We start from the raw sequence: 20081 nt of genomic DNA on the forward strand, positions 1-20081 counted from the left end.
GTCGGATCAGACGGGATCGAGGGCCATGCAGTCCTCGGGGCGGAAAGTGATGAACACGCTTTCACCATGGCTCAGCCTGTCATGAGCCCGCGGCTGAAGCTTGACCATGAACTCCCCGTTGCCGGCGACATCGAGCACGGCGAGCGCGTGGTCGCCGAGATAGATGGTGTTCTGCACCTTGGCCGGCAGCCGGTTCGGTCCTTCGCTGGACGTGCCGTCCAGGATGATGGAGACCCGCTCCGGCCGCACCGACAGGGAGGTCGATGCGCCCGCGCCCGAGACGTTGACAGCCCTCGCGGTCACGGCGCCGCCGCCGGCCAGCGTGACGCGGCAATAGTCCCGCTCGACCGCCTCGACGGTGCCGGAAAGCACGTTGTTCTCCCCGATGAAGTGAGCGACGAAGCTGTTGACCGGATGCTCATACAGCGCGTCCGGCCTGTCGATTTGCTGCACGATGCCGTCGTTGAACACGGCGATGCGGTCCGACATGGTGAGCGCTTCGCTCTGATCGTGGGTGACGTAGACGATGGTGATGCCCATCGTCTCGTGCAGCTGCTTGATCTCGAGCTGCATCTGCTCCCGCAGGCGCTTGTCCAGCGCGCCCAGCGGCTCATCCATCAGCACGAGCTGCGGGTTGAAGACCAGCGCGCGGGCCAGCGCCACGCGCTGCTGCTGGCCACCGGACAATTGCCCCGGCCGCCGGTGCGCCAGATTTTCCAGCTTGATCATGCGCAGCGCTGCCATCACGCGCTCCTGCGCTTCCGCCTTGCTGATCTTGCGAACGGACAGCGGGAAGGCGATGTTCTCCGCGATCGTCAGGTGCGGAAACAGGGCATAATTCTGGAACACCATGCCGATGTCGCGCTTGTGCGGCGGCACGTTCTTGATCGGCCGTTCCGCGAGGTAGATCTCGCCATGGGTCGGAACCTCGAAGCCAGCCAGCATCATCAGTGTGGTCGTCTTGCCCGAGCCCGACGGGCCGAGCAGGGTGATGAACTCGCCCTTCCTGATGTCGAGATCGAGGTTCTTCACCACGAGTTGCTCGCCATCATAGGTCTTCTGAATGCCGGAAAAGCGCACCAATGCCGGCGCGGGCGTCACCATGCCGGCTTCCATGCTCGTCCTCTCTTGCCTGCCACAGCTTAGCATCCTCGGGCGAGAATGCCAGCGGCGCAAGCGATGACGCGCGGGACCGGGGGAAGCGACGGCGCGCTACATTCCCGACAGCTTCGTCACTGCTACGTTCAGCGTGCCGCCGGCTTCCGCGACGACGCGCAGCGTCTTGGAATCGAAGGCGATGTCGGCAAGCGTCAGGCTGTCGATCTTGGCATCGACCTTGAGACCGTCCTCGCTCTTCTGATAGTCGGCGATCGCGGCGGCGATCTTCTCGCGCGCATTGGCGGCGATCGGCTTCAGATCCAGCGTTGCCTTCTGCAGCAGTGCCTGCTGCATCTGCGGCACGACGGCGCGCGCCGCGGCGCCCAGCAGGCCGAAGGCCGCCTCGGATTCCACCGCGAGCTGGATGTCGGTTAGCCGCAAGGTCTGCTGCGCCTGGTCGAGCACCGGCCGGCCCCAGATGTGCACGGTTGCTTCCGCGCCGAGGCCGAACCAGCTCTTCTTTTCCTTGGCTCGCACCAGAAGCGAGATCAGCAACTGGTTGCCCGAGGGGGTCACGTTGGCGCTCTTGACGGTGACGTCGACCGGACCGGAGCCGTCCTCGGGATAGGTGCGGCCGACCATCTGCGCCGCGATCAGCTTGTTGATCTCGGTGAAGGGCACGTCGATCGGCACGCCAATGTTCACGCCGGTGCCGGTCGGCGGCACAATGGAGATCTTGTCGGGGAATGGACAATCCGGCTTGGTCTGCGTCGAGGTCACGCGTGTCTCGGCTTCCAGGCCGAGCAGCAGCGTCACGTTCTGCGCGTCGACGCGTGGTTGCGCCGCGATCGCGCGCACCGGCTTCATCTCGAGCCACAGCGGCGGCAGCGCGGAGCCCGAGCCCTGCAGTGGGATCGAGCGACAGGCCTTGACCCATTGTGCTTTCGCATTCTCGCGCAGCGAAGGATCGTTGCGGATGCGCTCGGAAACGGCGTTGATCTGCTCGCCCACGTTCTTGTCGATCAGCGGCTTCACCTGCGCCGGCACGTTGACCTTGGCGCCGGCGACGTTGAGGTTGGTATCGCCGAGATTGACCTGGGCGCCGAGATTGGGCTCGAGATGCCAGTTGGCCGCGAGCTTCGGGCGCGAGGTGACGACGACGTTGCCCTTGATCTCGGCGCTGGCGTTCAGATTCTTGATGTTGACCGCGCCGATCCGCTTCGCCGCATCGCCGCCGAGCACGCTGCCGAGGGCGTCACCGAGCGCGCCGGTGGCCTTCGCGGACACCGAGCCCGTCACGTTCAGCTTGCCGGAGAGCGGCGTCGAGATCGTCAGCACGTCCTTGTCGCCGGCGGCCGCCATCGGTCCGCGCACGGCGGACCAGCCGATATCGGCGTTCTCCAGGATCTGCGAGATCGGGTTGTCGGCCTTCCCGGCGAAATTGCGCGGGGCCGCCTTCTCGGCCTGCTCGCGGATCGCCGACAGCGCGATCGCAACCGGCGCGATTACGATCGAACTCTTCGAGGCCGGCGGCAGCGGCGGCAGTTGCGCGACCGGCGGCGCCGGATTGGTCGCGCGCGGCGACAGCAGATCCATCGCCTTCAGGCTGATGAAGAACGACGCCGCGAGCACCGCGACGGCGATCAGGATCGTCCTCAGATTCAACGTCAGTCGCATCAATCCCCCAAGCCGCCCCACGGAGGGTTTTACAGGGCGGGCGAGGAGGGCGCTAGAGCGCACCGGTGGGGTGGAATTGGGGCGAACAGGTTAACGGCTGCGAACGCGCTGTTGCCACACATTCGCGCCGTCGTTGGGACTAGCTGCGCCGGGGACGGCGAATTGCCCGAACATTGCCGCGACCGCCGCCGCCGCAAAAAAACTGATCACCGCCGTCGGACTCCAGCCCTGAGACCCCCGTCCCCGCGGGCAGATCGAGCTGCTCGAGCACCTTGCCGGTCTCCGGGTCGATCCGTCGCACATCACTTTCCTCGTTCTCCCAGGTGCCGTGCCAGAGCTCGCCGTCGACCCAGGTCACGCCGGTCACGAAGCGCTTGCTCTCGATGGTGCGCAGGATCTTTCCCGTTTCGGGATCGACCTGATGGATCTTGCGTTCGCGATATTGCCCGACCCAGAGCGAGCCCTCTGCCCATGCCAGGCCGGAATCGCCGCCGGCGCCAGGTGAGGGGATCGTGCCGAGCACCTTGCCGGTGGCGGCGTCGATCTTCTGGATGCGATCCTCGGCGATCTGGAACAGGTGCCGGCCGTCGAACGCCGTTCCCGCATGCGCGGCGACATCGATCGAGCGCGCGATCTTGCCATCGGCCGGATCAAGCGCGTTCAACTTGTCGCCGGACGCGAACCAGACATGCTTGCCGTCATAGGTGACGCCATGCACGGCTTCGATCCCTGCAAAGGGCCCGTATTCCCTGACGATCTCGGCGGCTGAACGCTTCATGTGTACGATCCCTCGTGGATGTGACCTGATTTCATCCTAGGTCTTCAGGAGCGGGGCGGGGAGTAACAAGCCTGTCGGGAAACCCGGAACGGGTGGCGTCATCCAGCGCCGCGCCCGGCCGTGCCCGAAAAATTGCACCTTGCTCGATCGCGCCAGCTCATCGAGCGCGCGCTGCACGGTCCGCGCGCTCGTGTCGAGCGCGAGCGCGAGCGCCGAGCTCGACCACGGCTCGCCGTCGGAAAGCAGGGCGAGGATGCCGGCGTGCTTCTCCTCGATTGGCCGCGCCAGCACGAGCACGTCTCGCGTCTTGTGCGGCGTCAGTGCAAACCCCTGTTTGGTCGCGGTGACATCCGCGAGCGGCTTGAGCTTGGCGCGCAGCCGGCCCATCTCGACCCGCAGCCGGGCACGATGCGATTCATCGGCGTGCCTTGCCCGAAACGCCGCGGCGATCAGCGCCTCCCGGGACACGTCGGCGGGCCACGATTGCGCCAGATGCCGCGCCAGCGCGAACAGCACCGGCCGCGTTCCGAGCGATACGAAGATGCCTCCGTTGCGAACGCTGTAGTGGAAGGTGTCCACGACCAGCGCCTTGGATGCTGCCAGTGCCTCGACCTCGCCAAGCAACAGCGGACGCTCCTTGCCGCGCGCGATCAGGCGCGCCGCGGGTGTATCGAGCACGAGGCTCGCACTCTCGACCTCCGCAGCAAGCGCGGGAATGCGGGCAAGGTGCGCCGCACCGGCTGCGCGGCCAAGCGCTGCGCGCGCCTCTTTCGTCCTCAGCCGCCTGATGGCGATGCCGGCGACCACGAGCTCGCGAACGACCTGCGATGCCGGTGGCAAGATTAAGGCGCCGAGCTCGGCCAGCGTCCGTTCGGCTTCGTCGGGACGTCCGAGGAGGAGAAGACGGCGTGCCTCGATGTGTCCCGCATGGGCGGCATTGGCGAGATCGCCGTGCTTTTCGAGCGTGGCGCGTGCTGCTGCGAGCGCCTTCATCGGCCAATTCAGATCGCGCGAGACCAGCGCAATCTCAGCCTCGGCCACCACGCATCGTGCGCGCGCCACCGCCTCTCTCGGACCGAACGCGCGCGCGGCGCTGCGCAGCAACGTCTTCGCCTTCGCGAGATCGCCGAGCTGCGCCATCGCGATGCCGCGCAGCGCCAGCGACGGCGCATCGTTGCGCAGCGCAATGCGGTTCAGCGCGCCGAGCGGATCGCCGGCCTCCAGCGCACGCGCGGCGGCGGTGATCAGTGATTCCATGCCAATCCCGCCACACTTGTTACTCCCGCCGCGCAACCGCGCGGTGGCAGAAATCGTTGACGGCCGAAGCAGGAGATGAGGAGAGCCATCATGACATCAATTGAAAACGCAGGGACGAATGAGCAGCCCGCCATGCAGACGCCGCCGGTGGTGTCGCCGCAAGACTGGGAGGCCGCCCGTCTGCAGCTGCTCGTGAAGGAAAAGGCCCATACCCGTGCCCGCGATGCCTTGGCCGCCGAACGCCGGCGCATGCCGTGGATGGCGGTGGACAAAACCTATGCGTTCGAGGGCCCCGGCGGCAAGGTCAGTCTGGTCGACCTATTCCAGGGCCGGCGGCAGCTGATCGTCTATCGCGCCTTCTTCGAGCCGGGCGTGTTCGGCTGGCCCGATCACGCCTGCCGGGGCTGCTCCATGGTCGCCGACCAGGTCGCCCATGTCGCGCACCTCAATGCCCGCGACACCACGCTCGTCTTCGCCTCGCGCGCGCCGCAGGCGGACATCGCGAAGCTGAAGCAGCGGATGGGGTGGACCATGCCATGGGTCACCATCACCGACAGCTTCGATGCCGATTTCGGCGTGGACGAATGGCACGGGACGAACGTGTTCTACCGTGACGGGGACCGGGTCTTCCGCACCTATTTCGTCAAGAGCCGCGGCGACGAGCAGATGGGCGGCACCTGGAACTACCTCGACATCACGCCGCTCGGCCGGCAGGAGGTGTGGGAGGACTCGCCGCAGGGCTATCCGCAGACCCCGACCTACAAATGGTGGAATTGGCACGACAGCTACGCCGAAGGCGCGGCGCCCGACAAGAAATGGGTCGAGATCTCGGACGCAGGCGAGAAGGCTTTTCGCGAGGAGGCCGCGGGAGAGAGGAAATGAGCTGCTCCGTCGGCGCGGCCGCCGGCAGCCGTGATGGCGTCGCGGCCGCGCGTCATCTCGCCAGATGGCTGGGGCTGGCGGCAACGCCAACCTTCGCGATCATGGCCGCGGCGACGGCTCTGTCCGGCAGCGACGCGGCGGACACGCTCTGCGCCACCGGACACGGGTCCGTGCTGGTCGGGATGGTGCCGATGTATCTCCTGATGAGCGCGCTTCATTCGGCAGCGTGGCTGCGGCTGATTGCGGGGCGGTGGCCGCGAGGAGCTCCCGCCGGTGTGAACGCCTCGTCCTTCGAGACGCGCGCGAGGGCGCGCTCCTCAGGATGAGGCTGAGCAGCACCATGCCCGTTGAAGCTGCCGCGATACACTCAGCCCTCATCCTGAGGGCCCGCCGCAGGCGGGCGTCTCGAAGGATGATGCGATCCGCGCTTTGCCAGCTCATGAAGCCGGGCAAATCGCCCCGCATGAAAGCTTCCTTCTTGGCGCGGCTCCATTTCTTGAGCTTGCGTTCGCATTCGATCGCATCGGTAATGCGATCGAACCATTGAGAGAAGATGAGGGGTCACGGGGCGACGCGACTTTGTGTAGCCCTCGAACGCACCAGCATTATGCTGCGCGACCCTGATTTCGAGCTCGGTGCGCGTCGTGCCGATAGTAGCTGCCGTCGGCGCATCTGAGAATGTAGAGGTACGCTCCTTCAGTCATCCTGAACGCCCCATCCTTTGAGACGACCGCTTCGCGGTCTCCTCAGGATGAGGCTAACTGGTAGCCGTGCCTTGGCGCAAGCGTCGAAGAATTGGCGGCCACGAAATCCGACCTCATCCTGAGGAGCCCGCCGCAGGCGGGCGTCTCGAAGGATGCGCTACACCAAGAATTGCGCGGCGTATCCGAGTCTTATTGCCCGCCCGCCGCCGCCAAATAAGCCACCACCTTCGCCGCCTCATCCGCCGAGATGCCGCCATAGGGCTGCATCTTGTGACCGGACACGACCTCGTCCGGCTTCACCATGAAGCGCGTGAGCTTGTCCTGGTCCCAGTTGAAGCCGGCCTCTTTCATCGAGGACGAGTAGTTGTAGTTCGGCAGCGAGCCGGCCTTGCGGCCGACGATCTTGTTGAGGTTGGGGCCGAGGCGGTTGTCGCCTTCCTTCATGGAGTGGCAGGTGCGGCAGGAATTGTTGAAGGCTTGGTGACCGGCCTCACCGCTCGCCGGCTGCTGCGCAAGCGAAGAGGGCGCGAACAACAGCAACGCCAGTGCTCCGCCGGCGATGGCGTGCAGCCATGGGCTTGGCGAGGATTGCGGGCGTGATTGCATGTGCGCCTCCATTGCGGACCGCGCCGCAGCAAGCGCGTCTCGGCGTGTCGAGGGCAAACGAAAACGGCCCCGGTGGGTTCCGGGGCCGCTCGCGTCAGAATGTCCTGCTGCTCAGCGCGTTGCGCTGCCGAGTTCCGCCCTGCGTTCCGTCATCGGCAGCACCACGACCTTGGTGCCGACGTTGACGCGGGCGTAGAGATCGGTGACGTCCTCGTTGGTCATGCGGATGCAGCCGGAGGAGACGCGCTTGCCGATGGTCTCGGGGGCGTTGGTGCCGTGAATGCGGTAGATGGTGCCGCCGAGATACATGGCGCGCGCGCCGAGCGGATTGCCGGGGCCGCCGGCCATGTGGCGCGGCAGATAGGGTTGGCGGGCGATCATCTCCGGCGGCGGGGTCCAAGCCGGCCACTCGGCCTTGCGGCTCACCGACTGGATGCCGGACCAGGTGAAGCCGTCGCGGCCGACGCCGATGCCGTAGCGCAGCGCCTGTCCGTTGCCGAGCACGTAATAGAGATAGGTGTTGGGCGTATCGATGATGATGGTGCCCGGCGCCTCGCGCGTCGCGTAAGCGACGGTCTGGCGGCGGAAGCGGGCCGGCAGTTCGACCGCGTCCTGATCCTCGGACGGCTCGGTCTGGTAGGTCGGCGCCTGATAAGGCTGATAGGGCTGGAACGGCTGCGGCGCGGCCATCGGCGGCAGCGGCTGGAAGAACGGAAAGATCTGCACCGGCGCGGCGTTGGCCGCACCTGCGAACGCGATGGCGGAGATCGTCACTGCACCGACGACAACGGCGCGCGAATAGGTCTTGAAGGTGTCCAGATTGAACATTTGATCGCCCCTGTTTGCTCGGTGTTTTGCTCACCGCGGCACCGTTTCGGTGCTCCGTTGCGTAAGATCATTAACGACAAGTCGTTTCGGGACATTTGCGCGGAAAACCGAAAACGGTTTCATCGCGGCAAGAATTGTTTCATGACAGTTTCGTGGCCGCGCGGCGCCGTTAACGAACAAAACAGCCCGCAGACACTTCTATGACGTCACACGCCTGAAATATCCTTCGTTGATGGTCGATGCCTGAGAATCATCAAACTCTCGGGATTTTCCCATGCGGGTATTAATCGCGACTGACGCCTGGCATCCGCAGGTCAACGGCGTGGTGCGGACGCTGACCTCGCTGGCGAACGCGACCAAGGCCCTCGACGTCGAGATCGACTTCCTCACCCCGGACGGCTTTAGGTCCTGGCCGCTGCCGACCTATCCCGGCCTGCGCTTCGCGCTGCCTTCGGCGAAGGAGATCGCGTGGCGGATCGAGAAGGCGGCCCCGGACGCGCTGCACATCGCCACCGAAGGGCCGATCGGCTGGGCCGCGCGGGCCTATTGCCGCCGCAACCGGCTCGCTTTCACCACCTCCTATACGACGCGCTTCCCCGAATATGTCTCGGTGCGGACCGGCATCCCCGCGAGCGTCGGCTATGCCGTGCTGCGCCACTTCCACGATGCCGCCGCGATGACGATGGTGGCGACGCCTTCGCTGCGGCAGGAATTGTCCGAGCGCGGCTTCAAGCGGCTCGGCTTCTGGACCCGCGGCGTCAACACCGAGCTATTCCATCCCGATGCTCCGGCCCAGCTCGACCTGCCGCGCCCGATCTTCATGACGATGGGGCGCGTTGCGGTGGAGAAGAATCTCGACGCGTTCCTCTCGCTCGATCTGCCCGGCACGAAGGTCGTCGTCGGCGACGGCCCGCAGAAGGCGGCGCTCGAAAAGAAATATCCCGCCGCCGTCTTCCTCGGCGAGAAGAAGGGCGCGGATCTCACCGCGCATCTCGCCGCGGCCGACGTGTTCGTGTTTCCGAGCCTGACCGACACTTTTGGCGTGGTGCAGCTCGAAGCGCTCGCCTGCGGCACGCCGGTTGCGGCGTTCCCGGTGACGGGTCCGAAGGACGTCATCGCCGATCATCCGATCGGCGCGATCGACCATGATCTGCGCACCGCGTGCCTGCGTGCGCTCACGATGTCGCGCGCGACCTGCCGCAACTTCGCGCTGGAGCGCTCTTGGGAGAACAGCGCGCGCCAGTTCGTCGGCAATCTCACTTCACTTCAGCCCAGCCGCGCCTTGCGCGCCTCGCCACGCATGGCGCGGCGGCCGGTCCGCGGTTGATCTCCCGTTTGAACCACAGCGAGAACCTCATCGATGGCTAAGATCATGAACTTCGACGGTACCCAGCAGCTCGATCTCACCCGTGGCACGGTCGAGCAGGCCTATGACCGCTGGGCGCCGGTCTACGATCTCGTGTTCGGGGGCGTGTTCGCCAAGGGTCGGCAGGCGGCGATCGCGGCGACCAACAAGATCGGCGGTCGCGTGCTCGAGGTCGGCGTCGGCACCGGCATCTCGCTGCCGCTCTATGCGCCGAACCTGCGCATCTTCGGCACCGACATTTCGGAAGCGATGCTGGACAAGGCGCGTCGCCGCGTTGCCGAGGGCAATCTGAAGAACGTCGAGGGCCTCGCGGTGATGGACGCCGAGAAGCTCGAATTCCCGGACAATTCCTTCGACGTCGTGATGGCGCAATATGTCGTGACCGCCGTGCCCAACCCGGAAAAGGCGCTCGACGAGTTCGCGCGCGTGCTGCGCCCGGGCGGCGAACTGATCATCCTCACCCGCGTCAGCGCCGATACCGGCATGCGCCGCTTCATCGAGCAGAAGCTCCAGCCGGTGGTGCGTCCGCTCGGCTTCCGCACCGCCGAGTTCGCCTGGTCGCGTTACGCCAAGTGGCTTGCCGGCGCGCGCGGCATGGAGCTCGCCGAGCGCCGCCTGATCCCGCCGCTCGGGCACTTCTCGCTGGTGCGCTTCCGCAAGGTCGACGTCGCCAAAGCGGCCTGAGTTTACGCGTCCCTCGTGCGTCATCCCGCCGCTGCGCATCGTCACATGACAAAATGATGATGTCACACGGCCTACATCGAATCCCTGTAAATCCTGAACCCGAAAGCATTTTGGGGGAGAGCATGATCAAGAATTACCTCGAGCAGCTGCGGATCCAGCGCTGGGACGACCATCGCTACTATCACCACAGCCGCATCAATCAGAGCCTGCACTTCGTCAGCGCGCTGAGCTTCCTCTTCGCCTATGTCTGGCTCTTCATCGACCCCGTGATCTCGGCGCTGGTCGGCTGGCTGGTCTCGATGACCTCGCGCCAGGCCGGTCACTTCTTCTTCGAGCCGCACGATTACGACCACATCAACCAGGCGACGCACGAGTACAAGGAAGAGATCAAGGTCGGTTACAACCTGCAGCGCAAGGTGGTGCTGATGGCGATCTGGGCACTCTCGCCGCTGGTGCTGTTCGTCGATCCCACGCTGTTCGGCCTGTTTACCCCCTGGGCTTCGGCGACCGACTTCATGCGTCAGACGGCCAAGATCTGGCTCTTCATCGGCGGCGGCGGTCTTCTGTTCCGCACCGTGCATCTGTTCTTCATCCGCGATGTCGAGACCGGCCTCGTCTGGATGACCAAGATCCTGACCGACCCGTTCCATGATCTGATGCTCTATCGCGGAGCTCCGCTGGCCCTGATGCGCGGCGAATTGATGGACCCCGGCCTGCACCTCAACCCCGAGCACACGCTGGGCCTCGTCGGCGAGCCCACGCTCGAAGAGCAGCACGCCTGAGCGCGCTGCGCATATCAGATCCTCCGATGTTGATTGGCTACGTCATGCCCGGCCTTGTGCCGGGCATCCACGTCTTGGAGCAATCGTGTGGAGACGCGTGGATGGCCGGGACAAGCCGGGCCATGACGGTATTGCAGAAATCAGCCTCAGCGCCCGAAGCGCTTGGCCAGCATCTCTTTCAGGATCTGACGCTTGATGTTCTTGTTGGTGAGCACACCGTCGTGCCACCAGAAGCCGTCAGCCTTCATCTTCTCGGCGGCACGAACGAAGCGTTCGGCGACCTCGGTGAAGTCGGCGTCGGTGTAGTTGAGGCTGAAGATCAGCCGTCCGGTGCCGACCCAGCTCAGCGCCAGACCTTCGGCGCGCAGGTAGTATTGCAGCATCCAATTGTAGCGGGACGGCGTGGTGTATTTCACCGTCCAGATCGAGGAGAAATTCGCGAAGCGCACCGGCAGGCCGGCATCGGTCATCATCCGGTTGAGCTTTTCGACGCGGCCGTTCCAGGTCTCGTCGAGGCCCTTATAGACCGCGCGGAAGTTGGGGCTGGCGAGACGGCTCAGGAACTCGTCCATCGCCGTCATGACGTAAGGGTGCGAGTTGAAGGTGCCGCGGGCGAAGCAGATGTCGGCGGGGCGATCGTCGCGGAAACGGCGCATCAACTCGCGTTTGCCGCAGACGACGCCGACCGGCAGGCCGCCAGCGAGGCTCTTGCCGTAGGTGACCATGTCGGCGCGCACGCCGAAATAGTCTTGGGCGCCGCCGGCGGCAAGGCGGAAGCCGACGAACACCTCGTCGAAGATCAGCACGATGCCGCGCTCGGTGCAGACTTCACGCAGCTTCTTGAGCCACTCGGTGTAGGCCGCACGATCAAAATTGCCGCCGCGGGAGGAATCGACCAGCGAGGAATCACCGGGCGCGTTGCCGTTCGGATGCAGGCCCTGGAGCGGGTTGACCAGCACGCAGGCGATGTCCTTGCGCGTCTTCAGGACGTGCAACGTCTTCTCCGACATCTCGGCGAGCGTGTAGGTCTCGTGCGCGGGGATGGGATTGCCGACGCCGGGCTGCACGTCGCCCCACCAGCCGTGATAGGCCCCCGCAAAGCGGACGAGATGGCTGCGCCTGGTGTGGTAGCGCGCCAGCCGTACCGTCTGCATCACGGCCTCGGTGCCGGACATGTGGAACGAGACTTCGTCGAGGCCGGAGATCTGGCGGAGCCGCTGCACGTTGTCCAGAATGACGGGGTGGTAGGGGCCGAGCACGGGACCCAGCGCATGCGCGCGCTTCTCGGCGCCCTCGATGCACTCCTTGTAGAAGTCGTTGCCGAAGATGTTGACGCCGTAGGATCCGGTGAGATCGTAGAAGCTGTTGCCGTCGACATCGGTGACGGTGACGCCGCTGGACGATTCCATGAAGGTCGAGGTGCCCAGATGCTCGCGGACGAGACGCGAGAACTGGAACGGCACGCGGTAGCTCTCGGTGAAGTTCAGGTCGGAGATCGTCTCCGCCGCCTGCTTCGTCATCGCGCGCCCCTTGGGGTAGCGCTCGGCGTAGAGCCTGGCGAGGCGGAAGAACGCGTCCTTGCGTTGCATCACGACGTTGGCGGGCGCGCCGTCACAGCCGAAATATTTGTCGCCCTCGAACTCGTAGAACGGCAGCAGTTTTGCAACCCGCCGCGACATCTTGGAGTGCCCGGCGAGCGAGCGATGCTTGGCGCGGGAGAGTTCGAACCGCGCCTTGAGCTTCGGGAAGACGGCGGCAGCGGAGGCTGCGGCGGCCACGGACATCGAGAGAATCGGGAGTGTCGTTTCCATGACAACAAGCGCTAACCCTGCGAGCTGACAGATTCATGACAGTCAAAGCCCTCATCGCCTCTTTCACCCAGCAGGAAGACCTCAACTTCCTGTTGACCAACCGTATCCCCCGCGCCGCCCTGACCCGCTTCATGGGCTGGTTCTCCAAGATCGAGAATCCCATCGTCCGGGATTTCTCGATCGCGCTGTGGAAGCTATTCTCCGACCTCGATCTGTCGGAGGCGCGCAAGACGCATTTCAGCAGTCTGCACGACTGCTTCACCCGGGAGCTGAAGCCGGGCCTGCGCCCCTTTGATCCCGACCCCGCCATTGTGGCCAGCCCGTCCGACGGCATTGTCGGAGCTCACGGCAAGATCGCCGACACCGAGCTGTTTCAGGTCAAGGGCGCGCCGTACTCGCTGCTCGATCTGCTCGGCGATTCGGCTCTGGTCGATCAGCACCGCAACGGATCCTTCGTCACGTTGCGGCTGACCTCGAGCATGTATCATCGCTTCCATGCACCCTATGACGCGCATATCGAACGCGTGACGCTGATCCATGGCGACGTCTGGAACGTCAACCCGATCGCGCTGAAGCGCGTCGAGCGTCTGTTCTGCAAGAACGAGCGCGCGGTGATCCGCACGCATCTGGCGACCGGCGAGCCCGTGACGCTCGTGCCGGTTGCCGCCATCCTGGTCGCGAGCATCCGGTTGCACTTCCTCGACATGGTGCTGAACGAGCAAACACGCGGCCCGGTCAATTTTCCCTGCGACGTCAACGTGACCAAGGGGGAAGAGCTCGGCTGGTTCGAGCACGGCTCGACCATCATCATCCTGGCGCCTGGCGATTTCACCTTCTGCGACGGCATCGCCGAGGGCACGCGCATTCGCGCAGGTCAAGCGCTGTTGAAGCGAAACTAGCCTTCAATCCGCCGCGTCCGCCGCCTATATCCTCGGCGGGGGCGATTCTACGACGACGGGTTTGAGATGGCGCGGGCGCCGGTGATGGCGGCGGGTGGTATCGTACTGCGGCGTGGTTCGACGCCGCTGATCGCAGTGGTGCGCCAGCGCAAGCGCAACGAATGGGTCTTGCCCAAGGGCAAGCTCGACGACGGCGAGACGCCGAAGGAGGCCGCGCATCGCGAGGTGCTGGAAGAGACCGGCCACGACGTCGCCATCCACGAATTCCTGGGCACGCTGGTCTACCAGTCCGGCGGGCGCAGCAAGGTCGTGCATTTCTGGCGCATGGAGGCCGATGGCGGTCCGGTCCGCAAGCTGATGAACGACATCAAGGCGGTGGATTGGCTGACGCTCGACGACGCCATCGCGCGCCTGTCGCGCGAGTACGAGCGCGCGTTCCTCACACAAATTGGCCCGATCGCGCTCGCGGCGGCCGGGCTGGTGCCGGCGGCCGCACCCGAGCCGACGCCGGCGTCCGATGACTTCGATGCGGCCTTGCAGACCCTGACGCCGGCGGAGGCCGCCTCGGTCGACGAATTGCGGCACGGCCTGTTGCAGAAGGTGCGGGCCTGGCTGCGCGGCGAGGCGTGAGGTCTCTCCACGCGTCATTTCGCGCAGCGAAGCAATTCAGAGTCCCTTGCGGAAACATCGCCGCCTTGTTTTTGCGACACCAAGAACGTGGATGCCCGGGACAAGCCCGGGCATGACGAAGAAGAGGATAGCGACTACGGCATCAGCTCACGCGCTTCCAGGTCTGGCCGCCGCAGAACATGCCGCCGAAGGCGCAGCCCTGCACGCGCATCGTATTCGGGCCCTTCATTGCGATGGTCGAGTCGTAATTGCGGCCGGAATTGGGATCGCGAATGCGGCCGCTCCATTTCGAGCCCTCGGGCTTCATGTTGATCAGGATGCGCTCGTTGGTCTTCTCGGCGTAACCGCAGAGATTGGCGCCGCACTGTTCGACGCGGACATTGCCCTTGTTCTCTTCGGTCGCCCACACGCCGATCGGCGAGTTCGCGGCCGCCACGGGCGCGGCAGCAACCGGAGCCGCGGCGGGAGCAGCAGCGACGGGAGCAGGCGCGGCGACGGGAGCGGGCGCGGCGACAGGTGCGGGCTGCGTGTTGTCGACGCTGGCGGACGGGGCGGGAGCCGTCGCGATCGCCTGCACCGGCGCCTGCGGCGCAGGCTGCTGCTGCACCGGAGCGGGTGCGGGCTGCGCATTGGTCGCCGGAGCCGGCGCGGGCTCGACGTCATCGTCCTTGGAGCCGCTGAGGCCCTTGAGGTTGATGTTGTTCAGCTTGATCGGCTTGTCCGAGAGGCCCGGCGCGACGATGGTCACGCAATTGAGCGAGGCGCAATTGCGCGGCGTCTCGATGCGGATGTGCTGGCCTTCGATCTGGAACGAGATCGTGTTGCCGGCGTGTGCGGCAGCCGTGGATGCGAGGAAGAGCGCAGTGGCGGCGATGGTGAGCTTGCTCATGACAACCTCCGAAAATGGCGCGGTCCCGATCTGGACTGAAGTCGCCGGTGGATGAAGCGTGGTTCGACCCTACGCCTGGGACGTCCGGTCTTCTGTGACTGGCGTCACAAGGGCTTGCAGCCGTCTGCGTGAGCCGGCGCACATTCGGCTGGCCCTCATGGCTAACGTCGCCGCGACAGAGAGGGAGAGGTCGATGAAGCGGCTTGCTGCGAGTTCGCTTGGCGCATTGATCGCCATAATGGCGATCGCGCCCGCAGCCGAGGCCGGTTCCTATTCCTTCTCGATCCGCGGCCACCGCTTCCATGTCGAAGCCCCGCGCCATTGCCGGTCCGCTTCCTGTGTTTCGATTTCCGGCCGCAGCCTTCGGGCGTCGGGGAACGTCAGCACGGCACCAGCCGCGCAGCCGGCGCCCGCGCCGGCTGTCCAGCCGCCGCAGCCGATTTGCGCCGAGCCGGTCCGGCCGCCGCAGGCGATCATGGCCGTGCCGCCACCGGCGCCTCCCGTTCTGGCCGCAACGAATTCGCAGCCCGTCGTGCCCTCGCCGGCGGCGAAATTGGAGCCGCCGAGACTTGAGACGCCGAGCGCCAACCCGCCGCGGATCGAACTGGAGCGCATCGAGCAACCACTCATCGCGCCGAAGCCCGAGATCGCGCAGACCGCAGCGCTTGCACAGGCCAACGATGATGAGCGCTATACGCCGCTGGGCGAATGGGAGAGCTCTGGCGCCAAGGGCACTGTTCGCATCGAGCGTTGCGGACCGGCGCTGTGCGGTTTTGCGCTCACGGAAGCATCGAGCAAGGGCGAGAGCGTGCTCGTCAACATGAAGCCGAGGAAGCGCGACGTCTGGATCGGCAGCATCTACAGCCGCTCCAGCGGCAATACCTATTATGCGACGATGACGCTGAAGAGCTCGGGCAAGCTGCACGTCGAAGCCTGCGCGCTCGGCCGCTTCTGGTGCTCCGGCAACGATTGGACGCGAGTCGAGGCGCCGCGAGGGCAGATGATCACGACCTCGCGGCAATGGAGCGCGCGGTCGTAGCTCTTCGCGATATGCCGCGCATTGAAGGGAAGGAGAGCCAGCACTCGATGGATCGCTAGACCATGCCGAGCACGATGGCGCCGACAAAGGCCATGGCGAGGTAGGCGGTGATGACGCTCAGTCTGCCGGCGAACGTCATGAGATCGCTCCCGCTGTCGCGCTGCCTTGCGCGAGCTTTATGGTTAACAGAAAGTCTCCTGCCGAAAAAGACAGGCTTGCTGTCGCTCGATCTTGGCCGCGTTTCGGCGCGCAAGGGCCGGCATGGTTAAGGAAAGCTGAAACCGACACGTTGAAGAGTCTTTAAGTAAATTCACCGAACGTGCGTTCATGACGCGCGGAGTTCGTTTGTATCTCGTCGGCTCCATCGTCCTTGTTTCGCTAGCGGGTTGCGGACGCGGCTTCTTCCAGGCCGAACGTGAACCATGGCGGGCCGAGGCGGAGGCCGCGTGCCTGAAATCGGGGGCGGTCAAGGAGAGCGCGGACATCGTCCGCATCGACCCGATTTCCGGCCCTGGCCAATGCGGCGCCGAATATCCACTCAAGGTCGCAGCCATCGGCGAAGCCTCGAGCACCTATGGCTTTGCCGACGAGCAATTGCGTCCGCCCGGCAGCATCGGCAACCAGCCGCGCTGGCCGGTGACGCAGCCGCGATCGAACTATCCGCAGAACCGGGACTATCCGGCCTCCTCCTATCCGCCCCAGTCGAATTATCCCGGAAGCGCGGTACGCCAGCCGTCCGGCTATGGGTCCTCGACCGGACCGATGTCGCTGAACGCGCCCGGTGTCGCGCCGCAGGAAGACGAGATCGATCTGCCGCCCGAGGGCACCGATGCCGCGGGAGCCTCGCGCTACATGAATGCGCCGAGCTATCCGGCGCGGCCGGCAGGTCCCGCGCCTTACTCGCAGGCGCCCGCGCAACACCCGGTGCCGCGTCTTGGCCCCGCGCAGGGCAATGCCGTCGCCGCCGTCGGTCCGGTCGCGATCAAGCCCACCGCGACGCTCGCCTGCCCGATCGTGTCCGAGCTCGACCGCTGGCTCGCCGATACCGTGCAGCCCTCGGCCATGCGGTGGTTCGGCGTCCGCGTCGCCGAGATCAAGCAGATCTCGGCCTATTCCTGCCGCGGCATGAACGGCAACTCGCGCTCCCACATTTCCGAGCACGCCTTCGGCAATGCTCTCGACATCTCCGCCTTCGTGCTCGCCGACGGCCGCCGCGTCACCGTGAAGGACGGCTGGCGCGGCATGCCGGAAGAGCAGGGATTTTTGCGCGACGTGCAGGCGGGGGCCTGCGCGCATTTCACGACCGTGCTCGCGCCGGGCTCAAACGTCTTTCACTACGATCACATCCATGTCGATCTGATGCGCCGCGCCAGCCGCCGCCTGATCTGCCAGCCGGCCGCGGTGTCCGGCGACCAGGTCGCGGCGCGGGCGCAATCGCGCAGCCCTTACGCCAATGCGCGGGATCCCTCCGTCACCGGCTCGCTCGGCGCGCGCAAGAGCACCTCGCGCAAGCGCGAGGAGGACGACTACATCGACGAATAGGCGGCCGCTTCCTGGTAGCTCGGATGAGCGCAGTGACATCCGGCACAGTCCCCGCATATCGCTACGCTCATGCGGGCTACGAGCTACGTCCGCCTCGACGGCGTGGGGCCCAGCCCCATGCATCGCTGCACCTCGGCCGGGACGTTGTAGGTCCGCATGATATGGCGGCTGTCGCGCAGGCCGGATGCCTCGCGTTGCACCACGAACATCCAGAGCGCATGGCCGGCTTCCGCGACCAGCTTGCGCCGCGCCGGCTGCAGCGAGGCCGGCATCTCCGCGTGCGCATGCGCGGCATCGAATTCGCGCAGGCGCGTCAGCGTCTGTTCGAGCGCGCGGCCCATGCGTCCAAGCGCCGAGGCTTGTTCCTGGACGATCTCGTAGTGGAGGATATCGACCGGCGGGCGAAGATCACGAGACATGGCCGCAATATAGGGCCACGGCCTTGGCCTTCGCAACGCGTGGCTGCTTGCTGCTACTTCGCCCGGTAGGCCGCGAGGAACATCCGCGTCGCGCTGTCGATCACCTCGGTCATCCGCTCGTCCGACGGCGCAGGCGCGGCCTGGAAGACGAAGGGCAGGAACAGCGAGGCCTTGCACAGTTCCATAAATTGCGAGGCAGCAAGATCGCAATTGTCGATCTTGAGATCGCCGCGAGCGACATGGACCCTGAGATATTCGGAGAGACGGTTGATGGTCTTGTCCAGCACCCGCGCATAATAGCGGCGGCCGACATCGGGCATGCGCTCGGCGATCGCCATCACGGTGCGGATCGCCGATCCGCCACCGGGGCGGCAGAGCAGATGGATGTAGGCGCGGCCGAACTCCTTCAATGTGGTTTCGGCATCGCGCGCGGGATCGAAATTGAACACGACCTGGCCGTGCTGGAGCGCCTCCTCTTCGAGGATGGCTTCGAACAGCGCGCATTTGTCGGCGAAGTAGACGTAGAGCGTGCCCTTGGAGACCTGCGCCGCGCGCGCGATCTCGCCCATGCTGGCACCGTCGAAGCCGAGCGCCATGAACACCTTGCGGGCTCCGTCCAGGATCTGGCGGCGCTTGGAACTGTCCTCCTCCGGGACGACGTGCAGATGTTCGTTGGCAGTTACAACCATTGGTTTAGGGTCTCGGAAGGTTTCTGCGTGGATGTCGAACGCTGAAACGCAAATCTAGGATCGGGCCCGTATGGTGCGACCCGGGCGATTATGTAGATTGACCGAACCGTTCGGTCAATGGTATTTGGAGTAGCGAGGGCAATCGGCCGCAAGGAAGGCCGAGCCCAGTCGCGTGTTTGTGGGGAGGCCTTTATGGCCCTATCGAGAGACCAGGCTGCACGCGTTCTTCGCCAGGAAACGGTGGAGCAGGCGGGCCGCGATCCTGCGTCCGAGACATCGCCACCCCCTGCCGAGCAGCTGCGCGCTCACGCGGCCGACGAGACCAAGCTTCGCACCGGCGAGGTGCCGGAGAAGCCTGTGACTGACAAACCGGCCGCACCTGCGCAGGCGGCGCCCGCGACCGGCGCTCCCAAATCCGGCAAGCGCAAGTTCGTCATGATGGGCCTCGCCCTTGTGCTCGCGATCGCCGCTGCGAGCTATGCCGGTTACTACACGCTGGTCGGCCGCTTCTACATCTCCACGGACGATGCCTATGTCCGCGCCAACAACACCATGCTCGGGGCGCGCGTCGCCGGCCACATCTCCGCGGTCCTCGTCGGCGACAACAGCCCGGTGCGTGCCGGCGATGTCGTCCTCCGCATCGACGACGGCGACTACAAGATCGCGGTCGATTCCGCCACGACCCGGATCGCGACCCAGCAGGCCACGATCGATCGCATCGGCCGCCAGGTCGCTGCGCTCGACAGCCAGGTCGCGCAGGCCAGGGCGCAGCTCGTCTCGGCTGAAGCTGGCCTCAAGCGCGCCGATCTCGACTACGAGCGTCAGCAGGCGCTGAGCAACAAGGGCTTTGCCTCGCGCGCGGTGTTCGAGAGCTCGGAGGCCGGACGCGATCAGGGCGCAGCCGCGGTCAAGGCCGCGCAGGCCGCCTACGATGTCGCCATCAGCAATGTCGACGTCGCCAAGGCGCAGCAGGCCGAAGCGCAGGCGCAGCTCGCCGAGCTCAAGACCACGCTCGCCAAGGCCGAGCGCGACCTCGGCTTCACCGCGGTGCGCGCGCCGGTCAACGGCACGTTCTCCAATCGCCTGGTCAATACCGGCGACTTCGTCGCGGTCGGCCAGCGCCTCGGCAACATCGTGCCGCTCGACGACGTCTATATCGACGCCAATTTCAAGGAAACGCAGCTCAAGCGCATCCGTCCCGGCCAGCCGGTGACGATCAAGGTCGATGCCTACGGCATGCGCAAGTTCTCCGGCGTGGTCGACAGCATCGCGGCAGGCGCGGGCTCGGTCTTCACACTGCTGCCGCCCGACAACGCGACCGGCAATTTCACCAAGATCGTGCAGCGCGTGCCGGTCCGCATCCGCGTGCCGAAGTCCGTCGCCAAGCAGAACCTGCTCCGCGCCGGCATGTCGGTCTACGCGACCGTCGACACCAACAAGGGCGCGGCCGACGCCGACAGCGAGGTCGATCTCGACGATCCCGCCGTCCATCCGCAGTAGC

General features: G+C 65.6%; 21 protein-coding genes. 10 read left to right on the top strand and 11 right to left on the bottom strand.

Annotation, left to right across the window (positions count from 1 at the left end):
* Positions 1–6: 6 nt before the first annotated feature.
* The 4 genes from LPJ38_RS14165 to LPJ38_RS14180 form a co-directional block, all read right to left on the bottom strand.
* Positions 7–1116 (bottom strand): ABC transporter ATP-binding protein, encoded by a 1110-nt coding sequence (locus tag LPJ38_RS14165; RefSeq protein WP_145634843.1) that lies wholly within the window; start codon positions 1114–1116, stop codon positions 7–9.
* Positions 1117–1212: 96 nt separating this feature from the next.
* The gene (locus LPJ38_RS14170; protein WP_145634840.1) at positions 1213–2775 is read right to left on the bottom strand and encodes a DUF4403 family protein; all 1563 of its coding nucleotides are present in this window, start codon (positions 2773–2775) and stop codon (positions 1213–1215) included.
* A 139-nt stretch (positions 2776–2914) separates the two neighbouring features.
* Positions 2915–3553 (bottom strand): Vgb family protein, encoded by a 639-nt coding sequence (locus LPJ38_RS14175; protein WP_145634837.1) that lies wholly within the window; start codon positions 3551–3553, stop codon positions 2915–2917.
* 36 nt (positions 3554–3589) lie between these two features.
* Positions 3590–4810, bottom strand: coding sequence for a helix-turn-helix domain-containing protein (locus LPJ38_RS14180; RefSeq protein WP_145634834.1), 1221 nt, complete (start codon positions 4808–4810; stop codon positions 3590–3592).
* Positions 4811–4900: 90 nt separating this feature from the next.
* Between LPJ38_RS14180 and LPJ38_RS14185 the strand changes: the two genes are divergently transcribed.
* Complete coding sequence (locus LPJ38_RS14185; RefSeq protein ID WP_208750554.1) at positions 4901–5692, top strand: DUF899 domain-containing protein; 792 nt, start codon at positions 4901–4903, stop codon at positions 5690–5692.
* Positions 5689–6018, top strand: coding sequence for a hypothetical protein (locus tag LPJ38_RS14190; protein WP_145634831.1), 330 nt, complete (start codon positions 5689–5691; stop codon positions 6016–6018). Before LPJ38_RS14185 ends, LPJ38_RS14190 begins: the two co-directional genes overlap by 4 nt.
* A 567-nt stretch (positions 6019–6585) precedes the next feature.
* On the opposite strand, the gene LPJ38_RS14200 is transcribed toward LPJ38_RS14190, so the two are convergent.
* Both LPJ38_RS14200 and LPJ38_RS14205 read right to left on the bottom strand, forming a co-directional pair.
* Positions 6586–7002: a c-type cytochrome gene (locus LPJ38_RS14200; RefSeq protein ID WP_167520503.1), complete on the bottom strand. Its 417-nt coding sequence runs from the start codon at positions 7000–7002 to the stop codon at positions 6586–6588.
* 111 nt (positions 7003–7113) lie between these two features.
* On the bottom strand, positions 7114–7830 hold the full coding sequence (locus LPJ38_RS14205) for a L,D-transpeptidase (protein ID WP_145634825.1): 717 nt from the start codon (positions 7828–7830) through the stop codon (positions 7114–7116).
* A 274-nt stretch (positions 7831–8104) separates the two neighbouring features.
* On the opposite strand from LPJ38_RS14205, the gene LPJ38_RS14210 reads away from it, so the two are divergent.
* The 3 genes from LPJ38_RS14210 (at position 8105) to LPJ38_RS14220 (ending at position 10662) form a co-directional block, all read left to right on the top strand.
* The gene (locus tag LPJ38_RS14210) at positions 8105–9157 is read left to right on the top strand and encodes a glycosyltransferase family 4 protein (protein ID WP_145634822.1); all 1053 of its coding nucleotides are present in this window, start codon (positions 8105–8107) and stop codon (positions 9155–9157) included.
* A 33-nt stretch (positions 9158–9190) separates the two neighbouring features.
* Complete coding sequence (locus LPJ38_RS14215) at positions 9191–9880, top strand: class I SAM-dependent methyltransferase (protein ID WP_145634819.1); 690 nt, start codon at positions 9191–9193, stop codon at positions 9878–9880.
* Between the two features lie 122 nt (positions 9881–10002).
* A complete protein-coding gene (locus LPJ38_RS14220; RefSeq protein ID WP_145634816.1) occupies positions 10003–10662 on the top strand; it encodes a hypothetical protein in 660 nt (219 codons plus the stop codon).
* A 146-nt stretch (positions 10663–10808) separates the two neighbouring features.
* Here LPJ38_RS14220 and LPJ38_RS14225 read toward each other — a convergent pair whose 3' ends face one another.
* Positions 10809–12473 (bottom strand): aminotransferase class III-fold pyridoxal phosphate-dependent enzyme, encoded by a 1665-nt coding sequence (locus LPJ38_RS14225; RefSeq protein ID WP_145634813.1) that lies wholly within the window; start codon positions 12471–12473, stop codon positions 10809–10811.
* Positions 12474–12508: 35 nt separating this feature from the next.
* Between LPJ38_RS14225 and asd the strand changes: the two genes are divergently transcribed.
* Both asd and LPJ38_RS14235 read left to right on the top strand, forming a co-directional pair.
* Entirely contained in the window at positions 12509–13372 is an 864-nt protein-coding gene (gene asd, locus LPJ38_RS14230) for an archaetidylserine decarboxylase (RefSeq protein ID WP_145634810.1), read from the top strand.
* A gap of 66 nt (positions 13373–13438) precedes the next feature.
* Positions 13439–14002 carry an NUDIX hydrolase gene (locus LPJ38_RS14235; RefSeq protein ID WP_145634807.1) on the top strand — a complete coding sequence of 188 codons (564 nt, stop codon included), beginning with the start codon at positions 13439–13441 and terminating at the stop codon, positions 14000–14002.
* Positions 14003–14144: 142 nt separating this feature from the next.
* Here the strand turns inward: LPJ38_RS14235 and LPJ38_RS14240 are convergent, their stop codons facing one another.
* The gene (locus LPJ38_RS14240; protein WP_145634804.1) at positions 14145–14891 is read right to left on the bottom strand and encodes a DUF2147 domain-containing protein; all 747 of its coding nucleotides are present in this window, start codon (positions 14889–14891) and stop codon (positions 14145–14147) included.
* 193 nt (positions 14892–15084) lie between these two features.
* On the opposite strand from LPJ38_RS14240, the gene LPJ38_RS14245 reads away from it, so the two are divergent.
* On the top strand, positions 15085–15930 hold the full coding sequence (locus LPJ38_RS14245; RefSeq protein WP_145634801.1) for a DUF2147 domain-containing protein: 846 nt from the start codon (positions 15085–15087) through the stop codon (positions 15928–15930).
* A 55-nt stretch (positions 15931–15985) separates the two neighbouring features.
* Here LPJ38_RS14245 and LPJ38_RS14250 read toward each other — a convergent pair whose 3' ends face one another.
* Positions 15986–16183, bottom strand: a complete 198-nt coding sequence (locus tag LPJ38_RS14250) for a hypothetical protein (protein ID WP_158644762.1) — start codon at positions 16181–16183, stop codon at positions 15986–15988.
* A gap of 74 nt (positions 16184–16257) precedes the next feature.
* On the opposite strand from LPJ38_RS14250, the gene LPJ38_RS14255 reads away from it, so the two are divergent.
* Positions 16258–17472: an extensin-like domain-containing protein gene (locus LPJ38_RS14255; RefSeq protein ID WP_145634798.1), complete on the top strand. Its 1215-nt coding sequence runs from the start codon at positions 16258–16260 to the stop codon at positions 17470–17472.
* Positions 17473–17555: 83 nt separating this feature from the next.
* On the opposite strand, the gene LPJ38_RS14260 is transcribed toward LPJ38_RS14255, so the two are convergent.
* Positions 17556–17891, bottom strand: coding sequence for a DUF6665 family protein (locus LPJ38_RS14260; RefSeq protein WP_145634795.1), 336 nt, complete (start codon positions 17889–17891; stop codon positions 17556–17558).
* Between the two features lie 53 nt (positions 17892–17944).
* Positions 17945–18580, bottom strand: a complete 636-nt coding sequence (locus LPJ38_RS14265) for a TetR/AcrR family transcriptional regulator (RefSeq protein WP_145634793.1) — start codon at positions 18578–18580, stop codon at positions 17945–17947.
* 192 nt (positions 18581–18772) lie between these two features.
* Here LPJ38_RS14265 and LPJ38_RS14270 point away from each other — a divergent pair, with 192 nt between their 5' ends.
* Positions 18773–20080, top strand: coding sequence for an HlyD family secretion protein (locus LPJ38_RS14270; protein ID WP_145634790.1), 1308 nt, complete (start codon positions 18773–18775; stop codon positions 20078–20080).
* The last annotated feature ends 1 nt before the right edge of the window (position 20081 follow it).

Origin of the sequence: Bradyrhizobium daqingense (genome assembly GCF_021044685.1) — a bacterium.
GTDB lineage: Bacteria > Pseudomonadota > Alphaproteobacteria > Rhizobiales > Xanthobacteraceae > Bradyrhizobium > Bradyrhizobium daqingense.